This is a genomic window from Cupriavidus taiwanensis LMG 19424, assembly GCF_000069785.1.
Taxonomy (GTDB): Bacteria; Pseudomonadota; Gammaproteobacteria; order Burkholderiales; family Burkholderiaceae; genus Cupriavidus; species Cupriavidus taiwanensis.
Map to the genome: position 1 here is coordinate 65,813 of NC_010528.1, position 20,157 is coordinate 85,969.

Sequence of the window (20,157 nt, forward strand, 5' to 3'; positions counted from 1 at the left end):
GCCGGGGGTTTCCCCGGCCGTTTTTGTTTTGGCTCGTGCCCGCCTCTTGGCCAGGCGCCACTGGCCACCGTCGATTCAATCCGACTCGTTCAGCATCGTCTCGTAGTCCCGACCGCCATAGAACAAGCCAATGATGGAGACCTTGTCGGTATCCACGGCGAACGCGATCACGGCGCGCTTCTTGTAATGGGTAATCGGCAGCCCTGGCCGCACGTCATCGCGCTGAGTGCCGCGATGCGGAAACGTACTGAGCGACTCGCAATATTCTACGATCGCGTCGGTGTACCGCGCCGCGATGTAGGGCGAGGCTTCTTCGGCGATATAGTCGTACAAGCTCTCAAGCTGCTCCACAAACTCCGGCGCAAAGGACGACGGGATAGGTTCTCATCGCCCTTTGGCTTTCCCTGCCTGTCTGGCAGCCAGACGAGCGCGAACGTCATCTGCGGTCACGGCACGGGACGGATCGGTCTGGAGCGCATCGTAGGCAGGGCCAACTTGCTGCAGCAGCCACGCGTCCACGGCCCGGTCACGTGCCAGCAATGCACGCAGGCCATCGCGGATGACCTCGCTCTCACTGGCATATTCGCCAGACCGCACCTTGTCCTTGACCGCCTGAGCCATTTCGGTCGGCAGCGTGACGCTCAATTGTTGCGTGGTTCGCATGACGATCTCCCATCGGTAGGATTTAATCCTACTCCCGCCGATTAGCGCCATCCACCCGCCGACCTGCGCCCTCCTAGGGTCAACCCCGACTGTCCCCGCTTGGTCCATTTCGATATGATGAATTCATCGATAAATTATCGATGAAATACCAAGACGTCACATTCCCGCTTGTCTGCCTACACTGGGTAGCAAGTGCGCTACCGGGACTCTCATGAACTGCACCGTCCACCGACTTGCCGAGCAGGCGCTGCTGTACAGCGTCGCGCCGCCCGCCTCGCTGGCAGTCCAGCGGCGCATCTGGGCCATGGCCGCGCGCGCCGCGGACTGGCGCGGCGTGGTGGACGTGGTGCCGGGCATGAACAACCTCACCGTGATCTTCGATGAGAGTGCCGACGCGGACGCGCTGGAGCGCAACCTGAAGCTGGCATGGGCCTCGGGCGAGGCGAGCAATGCCACCGGCAAGCTGGTCGAGATCCCGGTGCGCTACGGCGGCGAGCATGGCCCGGACCTGGGTGACGTCGCCGCGCATACCGGCCTGACGCCGCAGGAAGTGGTGCGCCGTCATGCGGCGGGCGAGTACGTGGTCTACTTCCTCGGCTTCCAGCCCGGCTTTGCCTACATGGGCGGGCTGGCCCCGGAACTGGCGACGCCGCGCCGGCGCGAGCCGCGGTTGGCAGTGCCGGCCGGGTCGGTCGGCATCGGCGGCGAGCAGACCGGGATTTATCCGGCGGTGCTGCCGGGCGGCTGGCAACTGATCGGGCGCACCGACGCCGAACTCTTCGTGGCGGACCGCGATCCGCCGTCCCTGTTCGCGCCCGGCGATACCGTGCGCTTTGTCGCCGAGGAAATCATCGCGTGATCGAGATCCTTCGTCCCGGCGCGCTCGCCTCGGTGCAGGACCTGGGCCGTACCGGCTTCCGCCGTTTTGGCGTGGGCCGCTGCGGTGCCATGGACATGCTGGCGGTGGAAGTCGGCAACCGCCTGCTTGGCAATGCACCCGGCTGCGCCGCCATTGAATTCACGCTGGGCCGCGCCGCGGTGCGCTTCCATGCCGATATGCGCGTGGCGCTGGCCGGCGCCGAATGCGGCGCCAACCTGGACGGCATGCCGGTGTGGTCCTGGCACGCGTTCGACGCGCACAAGGGCGAGACCCTGACGCTGCCGTCGACGCGCGGCGGCACGCGCGTGTACCTGTGCGTGGCGGGCGGCATCGCGGTCGAGCCGGTGATGGGTTCGCGCAGCACCGACCTGAAGTCCGGTTTCGGCGGACTGGGCGGACGCGCGCTGCAGGAGGGCGACCGCCTGCCCGCGGGATGCCCGGGCCTGGGCGCCGAGACCGACTGGATCGGCGTGCAGGCGCCGGCGTGGGCGCTGCCCGTTGCGGTGGATGGCAAGGCCACGGCGATCCGCATGCTGCCGGGGCCGGAATACGAGGATTTCGATGCGGCCTCGCAGGCCGCGCTGTGGCAGGCCGACTGGACCGTCACGCCCAACAGCAACCGCATGGGCCTGCGCCTGGCCGGGCCGGCGCTGGCGCGGCGGCCCGAGCGCAGTGCCGACCTGCTCTCGCACGGCGTGATGCCGGGCGTGATGCAGGTGCCGCCGGCGGGCCAGCCGATCGCGCTGATGGCCGACGCGCAGACCACCGGCGGCTATCCCAAGATCGGCGTGGTGATCGGCGCGGACCTGTGGCGGCTGGCGCAGGTGCCGCTGGGCGCCCCGGTGCGCTTCGTGCAGGTCTCGCTGGCGCAGGCCCGGGCGGCGCAGGAGGAACTGGCACGCTACCTGCGCCAGATCGAGCAGGCGCTGCGGTGGCAGGGCGATGGCATGCCCATCGCCGCGCGCCGGCGTACCCGCACCCGGGCGGCAGCATGAGGTTGGCCGCCTCCGATGCGGCCTCACAGGAGAATGGCAATGCAGATCGATTTGAACGCGGATCTCGGCGAAGGCTGTGGCAATGACGAGGCGCTGCTGGCGCTGATCAGCTCGGCCAATATCGCTTGCGGCTGGCACGCGGGCGACGCCGCCACCATGGTGCAGACGGTGAAGTGGGCGCTGGCGCGCGGCGTGGCGATCGGCGCGCACCCGAGCTACCCGGACCGCGAGAACTTCGGCCGCACCGAGATGCAGCGCGACCCGGAGCACGTCTACGCCGACGTGCTGTACCAGATCGGCGCGCTCGACGCGATCGTGCGCGCGCAGGGTGGCGTGCTGCACCACGTCAAGCCGCATGGGGCGCTGTACAACCAGGCGGTGCGCGACCCGGCGCTGGCGCGCGCGATCGTACGCGCGGTGCGCGACTTCGACGCCGACCTGGTGTTCTTCGGCCTGGCCGGCAGCCAGATGATCGACGTGGCGAAGGAAGCCGGCCTGCGCGTCAAGCAGGAGGTCTTTGCCGACCGCGGCTACAACGCCGACGGCACGCTGGTCAGGCGCGGCACGCCGGGCGCGCTGCATGAGGACGAGGAAGTTGCCCTGGACCAGACCCTGACCATGGTGCGCGAGCAGCGCGTGCGCGCCATCGATGGCACCTGGGTACCGATTCGGGCCGAAACCGTGTGTCTGCACGGCGACGGCGCCCACGCGCTGGCCTTTGCGCGCCGCATCCGGGAACGGCTGGGCGCAGAGGGCATCGCGATCCGCGCCGGCGACTGAGCGCGTTCATCCGCCTTCACGCCGGCATTTTCCCCACGCGGCCTGCCCCGTCACGCGTCACGACGGCTGCCGTCCGCGCGCCTTCGTTATCTTCGTTTGGTGTTTCCATGGAACAGGCAGTCAATCTCTGGCCCCTTGTCGGGGTCGGCGTCATCGTCGTCGGCTTCGTGCTGCGCTTCAATCCCATGCTGGTGGTGGTGCTCGCCGCGCTGGCCACCGGGCTGGCCGCGCCGATGCCACTGATGCAGATCTTCTCCGCGATCGGCACCGCCTTCGTCAAGGCGCGCAACCTGCCGCTGATCATCCTGCTGCCGCTGGCCGTGATCGGCCTGCTGGAGCGCCACGGGCTGCGCGAGCATGCGCAGGCGTGGATCGCGCGCATTGCCTCGGCCACGGTCGGGCGCCTGCTGATCGTCTACCTGGGCGTGCGCGAACTGACCGCGGCGATCGGCCTGACCAGCCTGGGCGGCCATCCGCAGATGGTGCGCCCGCTGCTGGCGCCGATGGCGGAGGGCGCGGCCGAGAACCGCTTCGGCCACCTGCCGGAGCCGGTGCGCCAGCGCGTGCTGGCCTTCTGCGCCGCCACCGACAACGTCGGCCTGTTTTTCGGCGAGGACATCTTCGTGGCGTTCGGCGCGATCGCGCTGATGCATACCTTTCTGCTGTCGTCGAACATCGAGGTCGAGCCGCTGCATATCGCTGTCTGGGGCATCCCCACCGCGATCTGCGCCTTCCTGATCCATGCCGTGCGCCTCAAGCGCCTGGACGGCTGGCTGGAGCGCGAGCTGGGCGGCAAAGCTGCCCGCGCCGCCGTGCCTGCGCAGAGCGCCGAATAAGGAGCACGCCATGATCATTTCGATCGAATACCTCTACTGGCTCGCCGGCCTGGTGCTGGCCATCACCGCGCTGATGACCTTCACCGACCGCGCGCATCCGCGCCGCCTCAGCACCGGCCTGTTCTGGCTGCTGTACGCGATCGTGTTCCTGGCCGGCGACCGGCTGCCGCCTGCAGCGGTCGGCATCGGTGCAGTGGTGATGGCGCTGATCGCGGGATTCGGCGGCGTCGGCCACGGCAAGCACGAGAGCCTGCCCGAGGCCGAGCGCCGCGCCAGCGCGAGCCGCCTCGGCAACAAGCTGTTCATCCCGGCGCTGCTGATCCCGCTGGTCACCGTGATCGGCACCATGCTGTTCAAGGATGTCAGGATCGCCGGCGTGCCGCTGCTCGATCCCAAGAACGTGACCTTCGTCTCGCTCGGGATCGGCTGCCTGATCTCGCTGGCGGTGGTGTGCTGGCTCACGCGCGACACCGTGGCGCAGGGCCTGCGCGAATCGCGCCGGCTGACCGAGTCGCTGGGCTGGGCGCTGGTGCTGCCGCAGATGCTGGCCATGCTGGGGCTGGTGTTTGCCGACGCGGGCGTGGGCAAGGCCGTGGCGCACCTGACCACCGCTTACATCAACCTGGACTACAAGTTGGTGGCGGTGGCAGTCTACTGCGTCGGCATGGCGCTGTTCACGGTGATCATGGGCAACGGCTTCGCCGCCTTCCCGGTGATGACCGGCGGTGTCGGCGTGCCCATCCTGGTCGGCATGTTCGGCGGCAATCCGGCGGTAATGGCGGCAATCGGCATGTTCTCCGGCTATTGCGGAACGCTGATGACGCCGATGGCGGCCAACTTCAATATCGTGCCCGCGGCGCTGCTGGAACTCGACGACAAGAACGCCGTGATCCGCGCGCAGGTGCCGACCGCGCTGGCGATCCTGGCGGCCAATATCGTGCTGCTGTACTGGCTGATGTAAGCGCAGGAGACCCGCCATGCCTACCGTGCTGCTGACCGGCTTCGAGCCGTTCGAGGACGAACCGATCAACCCCTCCTGGGAAGCCGTGCGCGCGCTCGACGGCGAACGCGTCGGCGACGCCGTGATCGTCGCGCGGCAGCTGCCGTGCGTATTCGGCGCGGCGATCGATGCGATCGGCGAACTGCTCGACACGCTGCGGCCAGCGCTGGTGATCGCCGTCGGCCAGGCCGGCGGGCGCGCCGAGATGTCGGTCGAGCGCGTGGCGATCAATGTCGACGATGCGCGCATTGCCGACAACGCCGGCGCGCAGCCGATCGACACCGCCATCGTCGCCGACGGCCCGGCCGCGTACTTTGCCACGCTGCCGATCAAGGCGATGGTGCGCGACATGCGCGCGGCCGGCGTGCCGGCGTCGGTATCGCAGACCGCCGGCACCTTCGTCTGCAACCATGTGTTCTACGGGCTGATGCACCGGCTGGCGCGGCACCCGGCCGGCACGGTGCGCGGCGGGTTTATCCACATTCCCTATTTGCCCGAGCAGGCCGCGCGCCATCCGGGCCAGCCGAGCCTGGCGCTCGAGACCCTGGTGAAGGGCCTGCGTACCGCGGTGGCGACGGCGCTGTCGACCCGCGCCGATGTGCGCGAGCAGGGCGGGCAGCTGCACTAAGTGTCGGCGCGCATGTCCGCGCCGGCTTACTCCTGCAGGTTGGCCGCGGCCGCCTCACGGCGCGCCGCGGCTTTCTTCATCGCATGGCGGCGCAGGCTGACCTGCTCGAAGCGCCAGATCACATAGCAGAACGCCAGGAACGGCCACAGCCAGCCCAGCCACTGCGCCAGGCTGTTGAAGTGGATGAAGCGGCCCATGCGCCAGCCCTGCTCCGAAATCCAGGCATAGGGGTTGGACGGCAGCACGTTGGTCAGCCCCACCAGCACGACCAGCGCCGCCATCGCCAGCACCGCGCGCAGCCAGCGCGGCAGGTACAGCAGCAGCGCCAGCACCAGCGAGCTGGTCAGCAGCGCGAAGCGCCCGCCTTCGGACAGCCAGACGAAGGCGCTTTCGGTCGGGAACTGCAGCTCGGCCGCGGTGGCCTTGAGCAGCAGCGCCGCCGCCAGCAGCCCCGCCAGGATGCGCAGCATCGGCGCGCTGCGCCGCATTGCGATCGAGGCGAACAGGCCGGTGCCGATCCAGCTGCTGGCCGTCACCAGCGATTCCAGCAACTGCTGGCTCTGCATGTCCTCGGGCCGCAAGCCGATATGGTCCTGCCAGCTCTCCAGCTGCGGGAACACCATCTGCAGCACCTGCATCGGCCAGGATTCCGGGTCGGTCAGCCATTCGCGCACGATGCCGCCCATGCCGAACAGGTGCTCCTGCGGAAACACCTGCGCGAACGGCCACAGCAGCAGCAGGATGATGGCAAAGCTGGCATGCGGCTCGAACCACGCATGGCGCAGCCGCGTCAGGCGGCCGTCGTCGATCAGCGCGCGCGTGAACGGCGCCACCACGGCGCCGCCGAGCAGTGCGCCCAGCGCGTTGGTGATCAGGTCGATGTTGGACGAGATCCGGCTGGGCAGCCAGGTCTGGAAGGCCTCCATGCACGCCGACAGCAAGGCGCCGGCCACCAGCGCCACCAGCGTGGCGCGTCCGCCCGACAGGCGCGGATGCAGCGACAGCACCACCAGCGCGCCGAACGGGAAGTACCCCAGCACGTTGGTCAGCAGGTCGAAGTCGGTGATGTAGCGCGGCTTGGGCGCGCTGACAAAGGCAAAGGGCGAGATGCCGTTGTCGACCCAGCCCGAGAACGGGTACAGGCTGGCGTACACCACCAGCAGCGTGAAGCAGAGCAGCCCCACGCGCGCCAGCGGCGAGTGCAGCGGGGCGGTGTCGGGTGGTGCGGGCGGAGCCGCCGGCGGCGGCGCGGAGAGCGGCGGGGGAGCCGGCTCCATGGCAATTCTCCTGTGGCTTTACTTTAGCTGCAGCGTGCCGATCCAGTCGAGCAGCGCCGCAATCGCGGCATCGCTGGCTTCGGCCAGCGCCTTGACGCCGCCGGCGCCGTCGGCGCTGGGCGCGGGCCGGCGCACCTCGAAGGTCTGCTGGCCGAGCATGCCGTGCCGGTACACCGTGGCGCGCAGCCGCACCACGCCCTCGCTGGCGGTGGCGCTGTGGAACACCTGGTCGAATTCGAGCAGGTCCACCTTCAGCGCCGGCACGCTGCCGTCGCCGGACCAGCCCAGCGTGCCGCGCGCGGCGACGGCGTCGCGCAGGCGCTCGTCGAACAGGCGCGTGGGCGACATCACCCAGCGCTGCGTGGCGTACGCCTGCAGGCGCTGCGCCTGGGCGTACTGCAGCCGGTAGAACAGCGCATTGCCTTCCAGCCAGTTGGGCCCGTCGGTCTGCGCCACGCGAAGTTTGGGCAGCGGTGCGGGCGCGGGGTTCCCGGTGGCGGATGCCGCGGGGCCCGCCAAGGCCGGGCCGAGGTCATAGGTAATGGTGGGCTCGCCGCGCGTCAGCGCGCAGCCCGACAGTAGTGCCAGCCCGGCCGCGGCGAGCAGCAGGGCCGCGCGCAGGCGGGCGGGCGCGGGGCGCAGGAAGCGTGGCATCTCGGTCGCAGGGTTCACGGCGGATTCTCGCGGTTGGCGTGATCGATGGGCGGGAGCTGGGGCTGGGCCACATGCCGGCCGCGCTACGGTGCGGCGCTGAAGCCCGGCTCGCCCGGGCCTGGCGTGGGCGCGGGCGCGCCGAACAGCACGCTGCTCGGGCTCTCGTTGAACTGGCCGGCGGCGCGCTCGAAGCTGCGCGCGGTCTGGCGCGCGTCGCGGGCGAGGCCGTTGAGCTGCGGCAGGGTCTCTTCGTGGAAGGTGCCCGCCGCCGACTGCACCGACGCGGCCGCGCCCTGCAGGTCGCGCCCGACGCTGTCGACAGTGCGCATCACGGTGCCGTTGGGGTTGGCCAGTTCCTGCGTCAGGCGCCGGGTCGATTCCAGCGTCGCGTTCAGGTTCTCGGCCACTTTCGGCAGGCGCTGCGCCGCCGGCGCGAGCGAATCGGACAGGCGCGAATAGTCTTCGGCGGTCTTGCGCACCGAGCGGATCGCCGCCATCAGCTCGTCGCGGTTGGCGCCCCGGAACATGTCGTTGAGCGAGCCCATCAGGGTCTCGGCCTGGGTCAGCAGCGAATCGCCGCGCTTTTCCAGTTCCTCGAAGAAGCCGGGCCGCATGGCGATGCGCGCCACCGCGCGGGGCGAGGTCGGCAGCGGCGGCGAGGCGCCGGCGCCATCGTGCGCGGCGGAGTCATCGAGCTGCACGTATGCGATCCCGGTCACGCCCTGGAAGCCGAGCGTGGCGTACGTGGTGCGGGTGATCGGCGTTTCGCGGTTGACGTTGACGCGCACGATGATCTGGCCGGGCACCTGCGGATCGAACTTGATCGACTCGACCTTGCCCACCGCCAGCCCGCGGTACTTGACGTCGGCCTGCGGGCCCAGGCCGTTGACGGTCGAGCGGGTGATCAGGTCGTACGGCACGCGCACCGCGTGGTCGCTGCTGAACCAGAAGATCGCGAACAGCACCAGCACGGCCAGGCCGATGGTGAACACGCCGGCGAGAAAGGCGTGGGACTTGTTTTCCATCATGCTTCTCCAGGGGGCGGCGCCGCGGGCTGCCCGGGCCGGGGCAGCGCCTGCAGGGCGCGCTGGGCGCGCTCGCCCAGGAAATACTCGCGGATGAAGGGGTGGTCCACCTTCACCACTTGCGGGATCGGCGCGGCCGCGATCACCTTGTGGTCGGCCAGCACCGCGACGCGGTCGGACAGGGCCACCAGCGTGTCGAGGTCGTGCGTGATCATGACCACGGTCAGGCCCAGTTCGCGGCGCAGCTCGCGGATCAGCGCGACGTAGTCGTCGGACGCCATCGGGTCCAGGCCGGCAGTGGGTTCGTCCAGGAACAGCAGTTCGGGTTCCAGCGACAGCGCGCGCGCCAGCGCCACGCGCTTGATCATGCCGCCGGACAGGTCCGAAGGCATCTTGTCGGCATCGCGCGCGGACAGCCCCACCAGCTGCAGCTTGAGCAGCGCCGCCTGGCAGATCAGGTTGTCGGGCAGCGCGCGCAGTTCGCGCAGCGGCAGCGCGATATTGTCGATCACCGACAGCGCCGAGAACAGCGCGCCGCGCTGGAACTGCAGGCCCCAGCGGCTGCGCAGCGCCTGCAGCTGTGCCGGGCGCAGCCGCGCCGGGTCTTCGCCGAACACCTTGATGGTGCCCGAGGTGGGGCGCTCCAGCCCGACGATCTGGCGCAGCAGCACGGTCTTGCCGCTGCCCGAGCCGCCGACGATCGACAGCACCTCGCCGCGGTAGACGTCCAGGTTCACGTGGTCGTGCACCACTGCCTTGCCGAAGCGCTTGACCAGGTCTCGCACCTCGATCACCGGCGTGCGCTGCGGCGCGTGCTGCGGCGCGCCCGGCGGGTTCGCGTTCGCTGGCGCCGCGCTCACAGGCCCACGTCCTTGAACAGGATGGCGAACACCGCGTCGGCCAGGATCACGATGGTGATCGCGGTCACCACCGAGGCCGTGGTGCCTTCGCCCAGGCTCTGGGTGTTGGGCTTGATGCGCAGCCCGAAGTGGCACGCGGTCAGCGCGATCAGGATGCCGAACACCACGCCCTTGCCCAGCCCCAGCCACAGGTTGGCTACCGGCACCGCGTCGGGCAGCTCGCGCAGGAAGAAGGTGGCGCTGATGCCCAGCTGCATGCGCGCGGCCAGCATGCCGCCGGCCAGCGCCATCACGTCGGTCCACGCCACCAGCAGCGGCATGGCGATGGCCAGCGCGATCACGCGCGGCATGATCAGCCGGAAGCCGTGCGAGATCCCCATCACGCGCATCGCGTCGAGCTCTTCGGTCACGCGCATCACGCCGATCTGCGCGGTGATGGCCGAGCCCGAGCGCCCCGCGATCAGGATCGCGGCGAGCACCGGCCCCAGCTCGCGGATCACCGCCATGCCCAGGATGTTGACGATAAAGGTGCTGGCGCCGAAGGTGCGCAACTGGTTGGCCGACAGGTACGACAGCACGATGCCGATCAGGAAGCCGACCAGCGCCGTGATCCCCAGCGCCTTGTAGCCCACGTTGTAGATGTTGGCCGAGATTTCGCGCCACGGGCCGCGCTGCGGCATGCGCGCGAAGCGCAGCAGGTCGAACGCCAGCTGGCCCAGCATGGTGATGCCGTTGCCCAGTTGCACGCCGAACGACATCACGTTGGCGCCGAGCAGGGTGACCGGGTTGAAGCGGTCCACCATGTGCTTTTTCCAGCCCTCGTCCTGCACCGCCGCGATGCGCGCGAACACGCGGCGCTGGCCCTCGCTGGCCTCGAGCCGTTGCGGCAGCGCGCCGTTCCAGGCCTGCCACAGCAGCTGCCCGCCGATATGGTCGAGCCGTTCGACCCCGGCCAGCGACCATTGCGCGTGGTCCGGCGCCTGCGCCAGCTCGTGCAGTTGCGCGCGCAGCTGCCGCGCCTGGTGGCAGCCGGCCAGCGCAAGCGCGGTCCAGTCGCCACGCAGCTGTACGCTGACGGTTCCGTCCCCGCGCGTGATCTGGAAGTCTGGCGTCGTCTGGCGTTCCAAGGGCTAGCGATGTGATGGCCGAGTCTCGATTCTAAGCCACGCGCCCCGCTGGCGCGACCCGCGCCGCGCCCCGGGGCATGCCCGGCAGCGCGGCGAAGCTACAATGCGGCATCTGCCGCAGGCCTGGCTTCCGACCTGGATCCTGCCTGTGCCGACCGCGATCCCGCCCATCCCCATTCATTGCCGCGCATGTCCGCCGTTCCTCCGAATCCTCCCGATACCGCCATTGCCATGTCCTGGCGCATCGATGCCGGCGCGCTGCGCGCCATGCTGTCGCCGGCGCTGCGCGACTGGAGCCTGGAGCTGGTCGAGGAAACCGGCTCGACCAATGCCGACCTCACCGCGCGGTGCCGCCAGGCGCCGTGGTCCGATGCCGGCAAGCTGCGCCTGGCCTATCGCCAGACCGCCGGGCGGGGACGCCAGGGCCGGCCGTGGCAGGGGCAGGCCGGCATGACCTTCTCGGTGGCGCTGCCGCTGGCGTTGGCGCCGGCGAGGCTGAGCGGGCTGAGCCTGGCAGTGGGCCTGGCGCTGGCCGAGGCCCTGCGCGACGTCGCGCCGGCGCTGGGCGCGCGGGTGGGGCTGAAGTGGCCCAACGACCTGCAGATCGACGGCCGCAAGCTGGCCGGCATCCTGATCGAATCGGTGCCGGCGGGACCGCAGCGGGTCTGGGCGGTGATCGGCATCGGCCTGAACCTGGTGCGCGATGCGCAGATGGAAGCCGCGCTCGGCCGCGAGCTGGCGGGGGTGGCCGAGGCCATGCCGGGCTTCGACGCCGGACGCGATGCGCCGCGCCTGCTGGCCGCGGTGCTGGAGCGGCTGGCGGCGATGCGCGCGGACTTCCTCGCGCATGGCTTCGGGCCGATGGCGCGGCGCTGGTCCGCCGCCGATGCCTACCGCGACCAGCCGGTGCGGCTGCTGCACGACGGCCAGGTGATCGCCGAAGGCATGGCGCGCGGTGTCGACGAGGCCGGCCACCTGCTGCTCGAAACGCCCGCCGGTCTGGAACGCATCGCCAGCGGCGAGTTGTCGCTGCGGCCCGCTCCGGGCCAGGAAGGGGGCGCATGAACGCGCCACGCCTGCTGGTCGATATCGGCAATACCCGGCTCAAGTGGGCATGGTGCGAAGCCGGTGCGCCGCTGCCCGCCAGCACCGGCACCACGGTGCTGCCCACGCCGTGGCAGCACGCCGGCGCGGTGGCGCATGCCGCGGACGGTGCGCTGCGGACCCTGGCCGCCGAGCTTCGCGCGCTGCGCGCCGGCGGGCCGATGCCGTCGGTGTGGATCAGCAACGTGGCGGGGCCGGTGATCGCCGCCGCCGTCGACGCCGCGCTGGCCGACGCCTTCGGCGGCTGCGCGCCGGTGCAATGGGTGCGCAGCGCCGCCGCGCATGGCGATCTCGTCAACGGCTATCGCGAACCTACCCAACTGGGCGTCGACCGCTGGGTCGGCGCCGTCGGCGCGCACCGCTGGCTGCCGCGCGACACGCTGCTGGTGGTGACCGCCGGCACCGCTACCACGCTGGATATCGTCACCGTGGCGGCGGAAGGCGGCGCGCGCTTCGAAGGCGGGCTGATCCTGCCGGGGCTGGCGCTGATGCTGGGCACGCTGGCACGCAATACGGCGCAGCTGCCGGCGCTGGATGTCGGCGAGGCCGGCAGCGTGGCGGGCGCGCAGCGGCGCTGGGCCGACAACACCCACGACGCCATTGCCGCCGGCTGCCTGGCGGCGCAGGCCGGCGCGATCGAGCGCACCTGGCGCGCGCTGGGCGAGCGCGGCGATGCTGCGCGCCCGCCGCGCTGCCTGCTGTCAGGCGGGGCCCGTGGCGCGCTGGCCGGGGCGCTCGCGGTGCCCTTCGAGATGCACGATAATCTGGTGCTGCTCGGCCTGCATGCGATGGCCATGGCCGACGCGTAACGACGCTACGTCTCCACCTCCATCCGATTCCCCATGACCCCCCGCTCCCTGCGCATCGCATTGCTGTTGCTGCTGTTCGCCAACGCCATGCTGCTGGCGGCGGTGCTCGGCGCGTTCGGCGCCGAGCCGCTGTCAGGGTGGTTCGAATCGCCGCGCGAGCCGCACCGGCTGGAGCAACAGGTGCGGGGCGAGCGGATGCGGCTGCAGCCCCATCCGGCCACGCCGGCGTCGGCGCCGGCGGCGTAGCGCAGCCGCGGCGGGCTCAGCCGGCCTGGCGCACCTTGGTCAGCAGCTTGGTGGTCGAGCGGTCGTGCAGGAAGGGGATGGCGTAGGCCTGGCCGCCCCAGCTGCGCACCAGCCGGGTTTCTTCCAGCGTGTCGATATCGTAGTCGCCGCCCTTGACGTAGATGTCGGGGCGCACCAGGCGGATCAGCTCCACCGGCGTCTGTTCGCGGAACATCGCCACCAGGTCGACCGACGCCAGCGCGGCCAGCAGCGCCATGCGGTCAGATTCATGGTTGAGCGGACGGTCGTCGCCCTTGCCCAGCATCTTCACCGAGGCATCGCTGTTGACGCCGACCACCAGGCTGGCGCCGAGCGCGCGCGCCTGCGCCAGGTAGGTGGCATGGCCGCGATGCAGGATGTCGAAGACGCCGTTGGTAAACACCAGCGGGCGCGGCAGCGCGGCGATGCGCGCGGCCAGCACGGCGGGATCGTCGGCGGGAGTCAGCTTGGATTCGAAGGCGGGTACGGACATGGATGAGGACGTGGGATAGGTAAAGGCCGGCATCGTGGCGGAGCCGGCGTGCTTGCCCGAATGGTACCTGTTCTTGCGGCTCGCCCCGGGGACCGTGGCGGCCGACGCCCCCGCGCCACCGCACTGGCGCGGGCACGGCACGGATGTAGTAACCGGCTACTACCTGCGGGTCCGCTGGCGCGCTTATCATCCGCGGCACCGTATTTCCGGGAACAGGAAAACGGCGTTGCACCCTACCCGCCAGGGCCGGACCGGATCCGGCGCGCCGCAGCGGGCCGCATTTGTCGGGAATGCGTGAAGGTAGAAAAAGAAGACAAAAAAAGCCCCGCTTCGGCGGGGCATTTTTTTGGTGTCCGGGCCGGACCGCTCAGGCTTGCGCCGGCCGGGCCGCGCCGGCGCCTTGCAGGCTCGCGTTCAGCTCCTTGCGGTAGCGGTTCAGGTCTTGCACGGTTTCAAAGGTGCGTTCGAACAGCAGCGACATGTTGTGCAGGATCCGTTCGATGACCTTCTTCTCCCAGCCTTCGTCGAAGCGGATCTGCTCGTCCAGCCAGTGCTCGAGCCAGTCCGGGTCAGGCAGGCGCGACTGTACCGTGTCGTTGGGGAACAGCGCCTTGTTGACGTGCAGGTTGGTCGGGTGCAGCGGCTTCTCGGTGCGGCGCGCCGATGCCATCAGCACGCCGATCTTGGCGAAGGCCGCGCGCGCGCTGTCGCCGAACTGCGCCAGGTACTTCTTCATGTAGCGCAGGTACGCGCCGCCGTGGCGGGCTTCGTCCTGCGACAGGGTGCGGTAGATGTGCTTGATCACCGGTTCGGTGTGCCATTCGGCGGCACGGCGGTACCAGTGGTTCAGGCGGATCTCGCCGCAGAAATGCAGCATCAGCGTTTCCAGCGGCGGCGCCGGATCGAACTCGAAGCGCACCGCGTGCAGTTCTTCCTCGGTCGGTACCAGGTCCGGCCGGAAGCGGCGCAGGTACTCCATCAGCACCAGCGAGTGCTTCTGTTCCTCGAAGAACCAGATGCTCATGAACGCCGAAAAGTCAGAGTCGTGGCGGTTGTCGCGCAGGAACATCTCGGTCGCGGGCAGGGCGGACCATTCCGTGATCGCATTCATGCGAATGGTCTTGGCCTGGTCGTCCGTCAGCATGGTGGCGTCGAAGGACTCCCAGGGGATGTCCTTGTCCATGTGCCAGCGGACGGCTTCCAACGATTTGAACAGTTCGGGGTAGAGCATGGTAAGCCTTTGAAATTACGGGCAGATTCTACCAGATGCGAATTATTCTCTTCTCCTTTTTTAGGCGGGATCGGGGCAAATGCAACGGCTTGGAGGGGGTTGGCGGCCCGCTTTTGCATTTTCCGGGCGATCAGCGCCGCGGCGGCGCGGCAAAGCGCCGGCGCAGGCGCGCCCGGGATGGCTGCATGTGACGGCGGCGGCTCAGGGGGAAACGGCTTGCTCGGCGGCCCGGTCTCCCGCCCCCGGGGCCGCGGGCGCCGTGCCCGGCACGACGCCGTAGAGGAAGGCCGCCAGCTCGTCGGCCTGGGCCGCGGCGTCGCGCTCGCCCAGCGCGATCAGCGCCTGCGTGAAGGCCGGCTCGAACAGCAGGTAGCTGGCGAAGGCGGCGCCGCGCGCCTCGGTGCCGCCCAGCGGCGCCAGCAGCGCGCGCACGGTGCGGGGCAACTGCTTCTGGTGTTCGGCGGCAATGGCCTCGATCGGCTCGCTGGGCGCTACCGTCATGACCTGCACCGGGCGCCAGCCTTCGCGGTCGCCGGCGACCTCGGGCATGCGTGCGAGCAGCCGGTTGATATGCTGCAGCCGTTCGAGGTCGGCGTTCAGGCCGTCGAGGAAGATGCTGGCCAGCGCCTGCCCGCCCACCTGCGCCAGCGACGGATAGCCGCCGCCGGGCATGGTGTCGAACCAGCCCGAGCGCTGCCGCGAGGCCGCGCCGATCGCCAGGATGCGCGAGGCGCCCAGGTGGATCGCCGGCGACAGCGGCGACATCTGGCGCATGGTCCCGTCGCCGAACCACTCGTGGTGGCCGTCCAGCTCCAGCGGCATGGCCGGGAACAGGAACGGAATCGATGACGATGCCAGCAGGTGGTCCACCGTGATCTGCGCCGGCACCGCGATGCGCTGGCTGCGGTGCCACGGATGGATGCGGTGGTGCGACTGGTAGAAGGTCACATGGCGCCCGGTGCTGTACGACAGCGCCGTGACCGCGAACGCCTGCAGCGCGCCGCTGTCCAGGCTTGCCTGCACCCGCGCTGGCTCGAACAGCTCGCCCAGCATGCTGCCCAGCGGGGTGTTGTCGAACAGGGCGCGCGGCGCGCGCCGCTGCGTGACCCAGCCCAGGGCCAGCGTCGACAGCCAGCGCGCCCCCGACACCCCCACGCGCAGCACATCGGTGCGGTAGACCTCGTCGGCATGGATGCTGTGCCAGAGCGCGCCGAGGCTCTGCGTGGCGGCCTGGAAGTCGCCCGCGTGGATGGCCAGCCCCGCGCCGTTGATGGCCCCGGCCGAGGTGCCCGCGATGATGCCGAACGGCAGCGCCGCCTGCACCTTGCCGAGGCGCGCGGCGATGCGCGCCACGCCGTTGAGCACGCCGGCCTGGTAGGCGGCGCGGGCGCCGCCGCCCATCATGATCAGGGCGGTGGCCGCGGGGTTGGGACCGGAGGCGGGCGCCGCGGGGGGCAGCGGCAGGGAATCGCGATGCATGGGTGGTTTCGGGAAGGGGGCGTCGGGCACCGCGGGATCAGTTGGTGACGCTGCCCCCGGCGCCGTTGTTGCTGCCGTTGCCGCTGCCCTCGCCGCCCTCGCTGTCCTTCCGGGCCGGTTTGGCATTGGCCGATTTCCGGGCAGCCGCCTTCTTCGCCGGCGCCTTCTTCGCGGCAGGCCTGGCGGTGCCGGCCGAAGGCGCCTTGCCTGCTGCGGCGGGTTTCGGTGTCTCTGGGGCGGCCTGCGCGGCGCCCGCTGGCGCGGCAGCGGCGGCAGCACCGGTAGCGCCAAAGCCGCCCATGCCGAACGGCACCATGCTGGCCGCGGCGGCACTGCTGGCAATCTGGTTGAACTGCTGTTGCAGCATGTCCCACCACAGCGCGGCGTTGGGCGCCGGGGCGGCATCGGCCGCATCGCCTTCATCGGCAGCCGCCTGGGCGGGCTCGGCCGCCGGCGGCTCGGCCGGCGCGCCGCCGCCGCTGCCGGTATCGGCGCCGGTGCGTTGCGGCGCCTCGGCGCTGGGCGCGTTGGCCGCGCGCGCGACGTTTTCCATCGCCGACTGCATCGCCTCGGGCGACAGGGCGTTGCCGAAGGTCTGCAGCGCCACCAGCGTGGCGCGCTGCACTTCCAGGCCCTGGATGGTGGTGCGCAGCAGGTTGGTATTGAGCTGCAGCCAGCTTTCCACCGCCTTCAGGTCGGCGATGCGCTTGTCGAGGTCTTCCAGGTCCATCGGCGGCGTCATGGCCTGCAGACCGGGCATCAGGCCGGCGGGCATGCCGGCGCCGCCGCCCCAGAGCCTGCGCATGAAGTCGAAGCCGTTGGTGAAATCGGGAATCTGTCCGAACATGGTCGCGCGCTCCGTGTGCGGCGCAGCCCGGTGCCCGGACCTCCGGGAGCGCGGCTGCGCCGTCGTTACCTGAACTGAGGCGGCCGCTTTTCGCGCAGGCTCGCCATGCCTTCGTGCACGTCGGGGCCGGCAAAACCCATGAATTCGAGCGCCAGCGAGGTATCGAAAGCGGGGCCGGCCATGCGCAGCCAGTTGTTGAGGGCGTACTTGGTCCAGCGGATCGCGCTCTGCGATCCCGCGGCCAGCCGGTTGGCCACCTCGAAGGCGCGCGCCACCAGTTCGTCCTCATCCACCGCCAGCGAGACCAGGCCGATCCGCTCGGCCTCTTCGCCGCTGACCGACTCGCACAGCATCAGATAGTACTTGGCCTTGGCCATTCCGCACAGCAGCGGCCACACGATCGCGGCATGGTCGCCCGCGGCCACGCCCAGCCGGGTATGGCCGTCGACGATGCGCGCGGTCTTCGCCGCGATCGAGATATCGGCCAGCAGGCCCGCCACCAGCCCGGCGCCGACGGCCGGGCCGTGCATCGCCGAGACCACCGGCTTGTCGCAATTGATGACGTTGTAGACCAGGTCGCGCGCCTCGTGCCAGACCCGGGTGCGGGTGTCGAAGTCGTTGGCCATGTCCTCGACCAGCGCCAGGTCGCCGCCGGCGGAAAAGCCCTTGCCCTCGCCGCGGATCAGCGCCACGCGCACGTCGGGATCGGCGGAGACGTCGCGCCAGATTTCGGCCAGCTCGCGGTGCATGTTGGCGTCCGCGGTGGCCAGCTTCTGGTTGGCCGACTGGGCCGCGCCCATGACGATTTCGAGGATCGGGCCGTGGCGGCGCAGGGTCAGCGCGCGGTAGCGCGCGTAGCGCGGGGACAGGGCGGCGGTATCAGCGGTGGAAGTGGTCATGGGGGCCTTTTCAGTGGACGCCAGCGCTGGCGCCGCAAGCATGGTTAATTTACCAACCGATCGGTCGGTTAATTATATGCAAATCCGGCGCCCGCTTGCGTCCCCGGCCCCGCGGGCCTCAGGGCGCGGCCACCACCTGGTCGATCGCGCCGAATACCGAATGCCCTTGCGCATCGAACATCTCGATCTTGACCGCGTCGCCGAACTTCATGAATTCGGTGACCGGCTTGCCTTCGTCGATGGTCTCGAGCATGCGTTTCTCGGCGATGCAGCAGTAGCCCTTCTTGCGGTCGACGTTGGAGATCGTGCCCGAGCCGACGATGCTGCCGGCGCGCACATTGCGGGTCTTGCAGATATGGGCGATCAACTGGCCGAAGTCGAACACCATGTCGGTGCCGCAGTCGGGCTGGCCGACCTTCTTGCTGTTCCAGTGCACTGTCATCGGCAGGTGGACCTTGCGCTCGCGCCAGGCCTCGCCGAGCTCGTCCGGGGTGACCGCCACCGGCGAGAACGCGGTGGCCGGCTTGCTCTGGAAGAAGCCGAAGCCCTTGCCCAGCTCGGCCGGGATCAGGTTGCGCAGCGAGACGTCGTTGGCCAGCATCACCAGCCGGATGGCCTCGCCGGCCTGTTCCGGGGTGGCGCCCATCTTCACGTCGCCGGTAATCACCGCCACTTCGGCCTCGAAGTCGATGCCGAAGGCCTCGCTGGCGCAGACGATGTCGTCATGCGGGCCCAGGAAATCGTCGGAGCCGCCCTGGTACATCAGCGGATCGGTCCAGAACTCGGGCGGCATCTCGGCGCCGCGCGCCTTGCGCACCAGCTCGACATGGTTGACGTAGGCCGAGCCGTCGGCCCACTGGTAGGCGCGCGGCAGCGGCGCCATGCAATCCTTCGGCACGAACGGGAACGGATGGCGCGCGCGGCCGCCGTTGAGCGCGTCGTACAGGTCCTGCAGCTGCGGTGCGTAGAACTGCCAGTCGTCGAGCACGGTCTGCAGCTTGCCGGCGATGTCGGTGGCGTAGTGCGCGGTCTTCAGGTCGCGCGACACGACCACCAGCTGGCCGTCGCGCGAACCGTCCTTCAGGGTTGCGAGTTTCATGGGGTACGGTATGGGAGCAGGGGCGCCTGCCGGGCAGGCGCAATGGCCGCTAGTCTAACGCGGCGCCGCGCGCGGTTCAGTCGACGGTGATGCCCTTGGCCTTGATCAGCTTGCCCCAGCGCTCGGCCTCGGCGCGCGCATAGCTGGCGAATTCCTCGGGCGTGCTCGACACCGCTTCCACGCCCACGCCTTCCAGCTTTTTCTGTACCTCGGGCGTCTTCAGCGCCTTGACCAGCTCGGCGTTCAGCCGCGTGACCACCGCCTTGGGCGTGCCCGCCGGCGCCACCATGCCTTGCCAGGCGTAGGCCTCGAAGCCGGCCACGCCGCCTTCGGCGACCGTCGGCACGCTCGGCAGCACGGTGAGCCGTCTGGGCGTGGCCACGCCCAGCGCGCGCAGCTTGCCGGCCTGCACGTTCTGCTGGCCCGAGGCCAGGTCCAGGAACATCAGGTCGACCTGGCCCGCCAGCAGGTCCTGCACCGCGGGCGCGGCGCCCTTGTAGGGCACATGCGTCATCTTTACCCGGGTCTGGTCCATGAACAGTTCCATCGCCAGATGGTGCGGGCTGCCCGCGCCCGGCGAGGCAAAATTGACCTTGCCCGGATGCTTCTGCGCATAGTCGATCGCTTCTTTCAGCGTGCGCGCGGGGAAGTTCGGGTTGGCCACCAGCACCAGCGGAAAGCGCGCCAGCTGGCCGATGTAGACGAAGTCCTTGTCGGCGTTGTACGGCAGCTTCTTGTACAGCGACGGATTGGCGGCGAGCGTGGCGGTATCGGCGGTCAGCACGGTGTAGCCGTCGGGCTTGGCATGCGCCACCGCATCGGCGCCCACGATGGTGGCGGCGCCCGGCCGGTTGTCGATCACCACCTGCTTGCCCAGCCCCGGCGTGATTGCCTGGGCCACGGTGCGCGCCACCACGTCGGTGCCGCCGCCGGCGGGGTAGGGCACCACCCAGCGGATCGGCTGCGACGGCCAGTTGTCGGCGCGCGCGGGCGCGCTGGCGGTGCCCAGCAGGGCGAGCAGGGGAACGGCGCTCAGGGCGGCAAGGACGGGGCGGAAGTAGCCAGGGGGGCGCATCGGTGGTCTCCATGGTAAAACGGGGCCCGGCTCGGCGGGCAGCACATGCGCCGCGCCGGACAGGTCTGTGGCGAAGAAAGTCTACCGAGCGCTTAAAAATTGGTAAATCGATTTCGCTATAGTAAATTTACC

The 20,157-nt window shown here is 70.0% G+C and carries 23 protein-coding genes; 9 read left to right on the forward strand and 14 right to left on the reverse strand.

Going from position 1 to position 20,157, the window contains the following annotated elements; all coding sequences use genetic code 11:
* Nucleotides 1-75: 75 nt before the first annotated feature.
* Nucleotides 76-378 carry a type II toxin-antitoxin system RelE/ParE family toxin gene (locus RALTA_RS00320; RefSeq protein ID WP_041232031.1) on the reverse strand — a complete coding sequence of 101 codons (303 nt, stop codon included), beginning with the start codon at nucleotides 376-378 and terminating at the stop codon, nucleotides 76-78.
* 6 nt (nucleotides 379-384) lie between these two features.
* The gene (locus RALTA_RS00325; RefSeq protein WP_012351407.1) at nucleotides 385-663 is read right to left on the reverse strand and encodes a ribbon-helix-helix domain-containing protein; all 279 of its coding nucleotides are present in this window, start codon (nucleotides 661-663) and stop codon (nucleotides 385-387) included.
* A gap of 211 nt (nucleotides 664-874) precedes the next feature.
* On the opposite strand from RALTA_RS00325, the gene pxpB reads away from it, so the two are divergent.
* The 6 genes from pxpB to pcp all read left to right on the forward strand — a co-directional run bounded on the left by pxpB (nucleotide 875) and on the right by pcp (nucleotide 5,782).
* Complete coding sequence (pxpB, locus tag RALTA_RS00330; protein WP_012351408.1) at nucleotides 875-1,522, forward strand: 5-oxoprolinase subunit PxpB; 648 nt, start codon at nucleotides 875-877, stop codon at nucleotides 1,520-1,522.
* On the forward strand, nucleotides 1,519-2,538 hold the full coding sequence (locus RALTA_RS00335) for a 5-oxoprolinase subunit C family protein (protein ID WP_012351409.1): 1,020 nt from the start codon (nucleotides 1,519-1,521) through the stop codon (nucleotides 2,536-2,538). Before pxpB ends, RALTA_RS00335 begins: the two co-directional genes overlap by 4 nt.
* Before the next feature lie 39 nt (nucleotides 2,539-2,577).
* Entirely contained in the window at nucleotides 2,578-3,318 is a 741-nt protein-coding gene (gene pxpA, locus RALTA_RS00340; RefSeq protein ID WP_012351410.1) for a 5-oxoprolinase subunit PxpA, read from the forward strand.
* Nucleotides 3,319-3,425: 107 nt separating this feature from the next.
* Nucleotides 3,426-4,154 (forward strand): DUF969 domain-containing protein, encoded by a 729-nt coding sequence (locus RALTA_RS00345; protein ID WP_012351411.1) that lies wholly within the window; start codon nucleotides 3,426-3,428, stop codon nucleotides 4,152-4,154.
* A gap of 10 nt (nucleotides 4,155-4,164) precedes the next feature.
* Complete coding sequence (locus tag RALTA_RS00350) at nucleotides 4,165-5,115, forward strand: DUF979 domain-containing protein (RefSeq protein WP_012351412.1); 951 nt, start codon at nucleotides 4,165-4,167, stop codon at nucleotides 5,113-5,115.
* A gap of 16 nt (nucleotides 5,116-5,131) precedes the next feature.
* Nucleotides 5,132-5,782, forward strand: coding sequence for a pyroglutamyl-peptidase I (pcp, locus tag RALTA_RS00355; protein ID WP_012351413.1), 651 nt, complete (start codon nucleotides 5,132-5,134; stop codon nucleotides 5,780-5,782).
* A gap of 26 nt (nucleotides 5,783-5,808) precedes the next feature.
* On the opposite strand, the gene RALTA_RS00360 is transcribed toward pcp, so the two are convergent.
* The 5 genes from RALTA_RS00360 to RALTA_RS00380 form a co-directional block, all read right to left on the reverse strand.
* Nucleotides 5,809-7,059 carry a VanZ family protein gene (locus tag RALTA_RS00360; protein ID WP_012351414.1) on the reverse strand — a complete coding sequence of 417 codons (1,251 nt, stop codon included), beginning with the start codon at nucleotides 7,057-7,059 and terminating at the stop codon, nucleotides 5,809-5,811.
* Nucleotides 7,060-7,077: 18 nt separating this feature from the next.
* Nucleotides 7,078-7,731, reverse strand: a complete 654-nt coding sequence (locus tag RALTA_RS00365; protein WP_012351415.1) for an ABC-type transport auxiliary lipoprotein family protein — start codon at nucleotides 7,729-7,731, stop codon at nucleotides 7,078-7,080.
* 65 nt (nucleotides 7,732-7,796) lie between these two features.
* Nucleotides 7,797-8,741: an MlaD family protein gene (locus RALTA_RS00370; RefSeq protein ID WP_012351416.1), complete on the reverse strand. Its 945-nt coding sequence runs from the start codon at nucleotides 8,739-8,741 to the stop codon at nucleotides 7,797-7,799.
* Nucleotides 8,738-9,598, reverse strand: coding sequence for an ABC transporter ATP-binding protein (locus RALTA_RS00375; RefSeq protein WP_012351417.1), 861 nt, complete (start codon nucleotides 9,596-9,598; stop codon nucleotides 8,738-8,740). The genes RALTA_RS00370 and RALTA_RS00375 overlap by 4 nt, the downstream gene beginning before the upstream one ends.
* The gene (locus tag RALTA_RS00380; protein WP_012351418.1) at nucleotides 9,595-10,725 is read right to left on the reverse strand and encodes an MlaE family ABC transporter permease; all 1,131 of its coding nucleotides are present in this window, start codon (nucleotides 10,723-10,725) and stop codon (nucleotides 9,595-9,597) included. The genes RALTA_RS00375 and RALTA_RS00380 overlap by 4 nt, the downstream gene beginning before the upstream one ends.
* 231 nt (nucleotides 10,726-10,956) lie before the next feature.
* On the opposite strand from RALTA_RS00380, the gene RALTA_RS00385 reads away from it, so the two are divergent.
* The 3 genes from RALTA_RS00385 to RALTA_RS00395 are packed head-to-tail and all read left to right on the forward strand — an operon-like array spanning nucleotide 10,957 to nucleotide 12,884.
* On the forward strand, nucleotides 10,957-11,790 hold the full coding sequence (locus tag RALTA_RS00385) for a biotin--[acetyl-CoA-carboxylase] ligase (RefSeq protein ID WP_012351419.1): 834 nt from the start codon (nucleotides 10,957-10,959) through the stop codon (nucleotides 11,788-11,790).
* Nucleotides 11,787-12,638 carry a type III pantothenate kinase gene (locus tag RALTA_RS00390; protein ID WP_012351420.1) on the forward strand — a complete coding sequence of 284 codons (852 nt, stop codon included), beginning with the start codon at nucleotides 11,787-11,789 and terminating at the stop codon, nucleotides 12,636-12,638. The genes RALTA_RS00385 and RALTA_RS00390 overlap by 4 nt, the downstream gene beginning before the upstream one ends.
* 33 nt (nucleotides 12,639-12,671) lie before the next feature.
* Nucleotides 12,672-12,884 carry a hypothetical protein gene (locus tag RALTA_RS00395; protein ID WP_012351421.1) on the forward strand — a complete coding sequence of 71 codons (213 nt, stop codon included), beginning with the start codon at nucleotides 12,672-12,674 and terminating at the stop codon, nucleotides 12,882-12,884.
* Between the two features lie 16 nt (nucleotides 12,885-12,900).
* Here the strand turns inward: RALTA_RS00395 and rfaE2 are convergent, their stop codons facing one another.
* The 7 genes from rfaE2 to RALTA_RS00430 all read right to left on the reverse strand — a co-directional run bounded on the left by rfaE2 (nucleotide 12,901) and on the right by RALTA_RS00430 (nucleotide 20,025).
* Complete coding sequence (rfaE2, locus tag RALTA_RS00400) at nucleotides 12,901-13,395, reverse strand: D-glycero-beta-D-manno-heptose 1-phosphate adenylyltransferase (RefSeq protein ID WP_012351422.1); 495 nt, start codon at nucleotides 13,393-13,395, stop codon at nucleotides 12,901-12,903.
* Nucleotides 13,396-13,762: 367 nt separating this feature from the next.
* The gene (locus RALTA_RS00405) at nucleotides 13,763-14,626 is read right to left on the reverse strand and encodes a ferritin family protein (RefSeq protein ID WP_012351424.1); all 864 of its coding nucleotides are present in this window, start codon (nucleotides 14,624-14,626) and stop codon (nucleotides 13,763-13,765) included.
* A 201-nt stretch (nucleotides 14,627-14,827) separates the two neighbouring features.
* The gene (locus RALTA_RS00410) at nucleotides 14,828-16,105 is read right to left on the reverse strand and encodes a patatin-like phospholipase family protein (RefSeq protein WP_012351425.1); all 1,278 of its coding nucleotides are present in this window, start codon (nucleotides 16,103-16,105) and stop codon (nucleotides 14,828-14,830) included.
* A gap of 37 nt (nucleotides 16,106-16,142) precedes the next feature.
* On the reverse strand, nucleotides 16,143-16,952 hold the full coding sequence (locus RALTA_RS00415) for a PhaM family polyhydroxyalkanoate granule multifunctional regulatory protein (protein ID WP_012351426.1): 810 nt from the start codon (nucleotides 16,950-16,952) through the stop codon (nucleotides 16,143-16,145).
* 65 nt (nucleotides 16,953-17,017) lie between these two features.
* On the reverse strand, nucleotides 17,018-17,851 hold the full coding sequence (locus tag RALTA_RS00420) for an enoyl-CoA hydratase/isomerase family protein (protein WP_041232034.1): 834 nt from the start codon (nucleotides 17,849-17,851) through the stop codon (nucleotides 17,018-17,020).
* A gap of 118 nt (nucleotides 17,852-17,969) precedes the next feature.
* The gene (locus RALTA_RS00425; protein ID WP_012351428.1) at nucleotides 17,970-18,950 is read right to left on the reverse strand and encodes a fumarylacetoacetate hydrolase family protein; all 981 of its coding nucleotides are present in this window, start codon (nucleotides 18,948-18,950) and stop codon (nucleotides 17,970-17,972) included.
* 76 nt (nucleotides 18,951-19,026) lie between these two features.
* Nucleotides 19,027-20,025, reverse strand: a complete 999-nt coding sequence (locus tag RALTA_RS00430) for a Bug family tripartite tricarboxylate transporter substrate binding protein (protein WP_012351429.1) — start codon at nucleotides 20,023-20,025, stop codon at nucleotides 19,027-19,029.
* Between the last annotated feature and the right edge of the window lie 132 nt (nucleotides 20,026-20,157).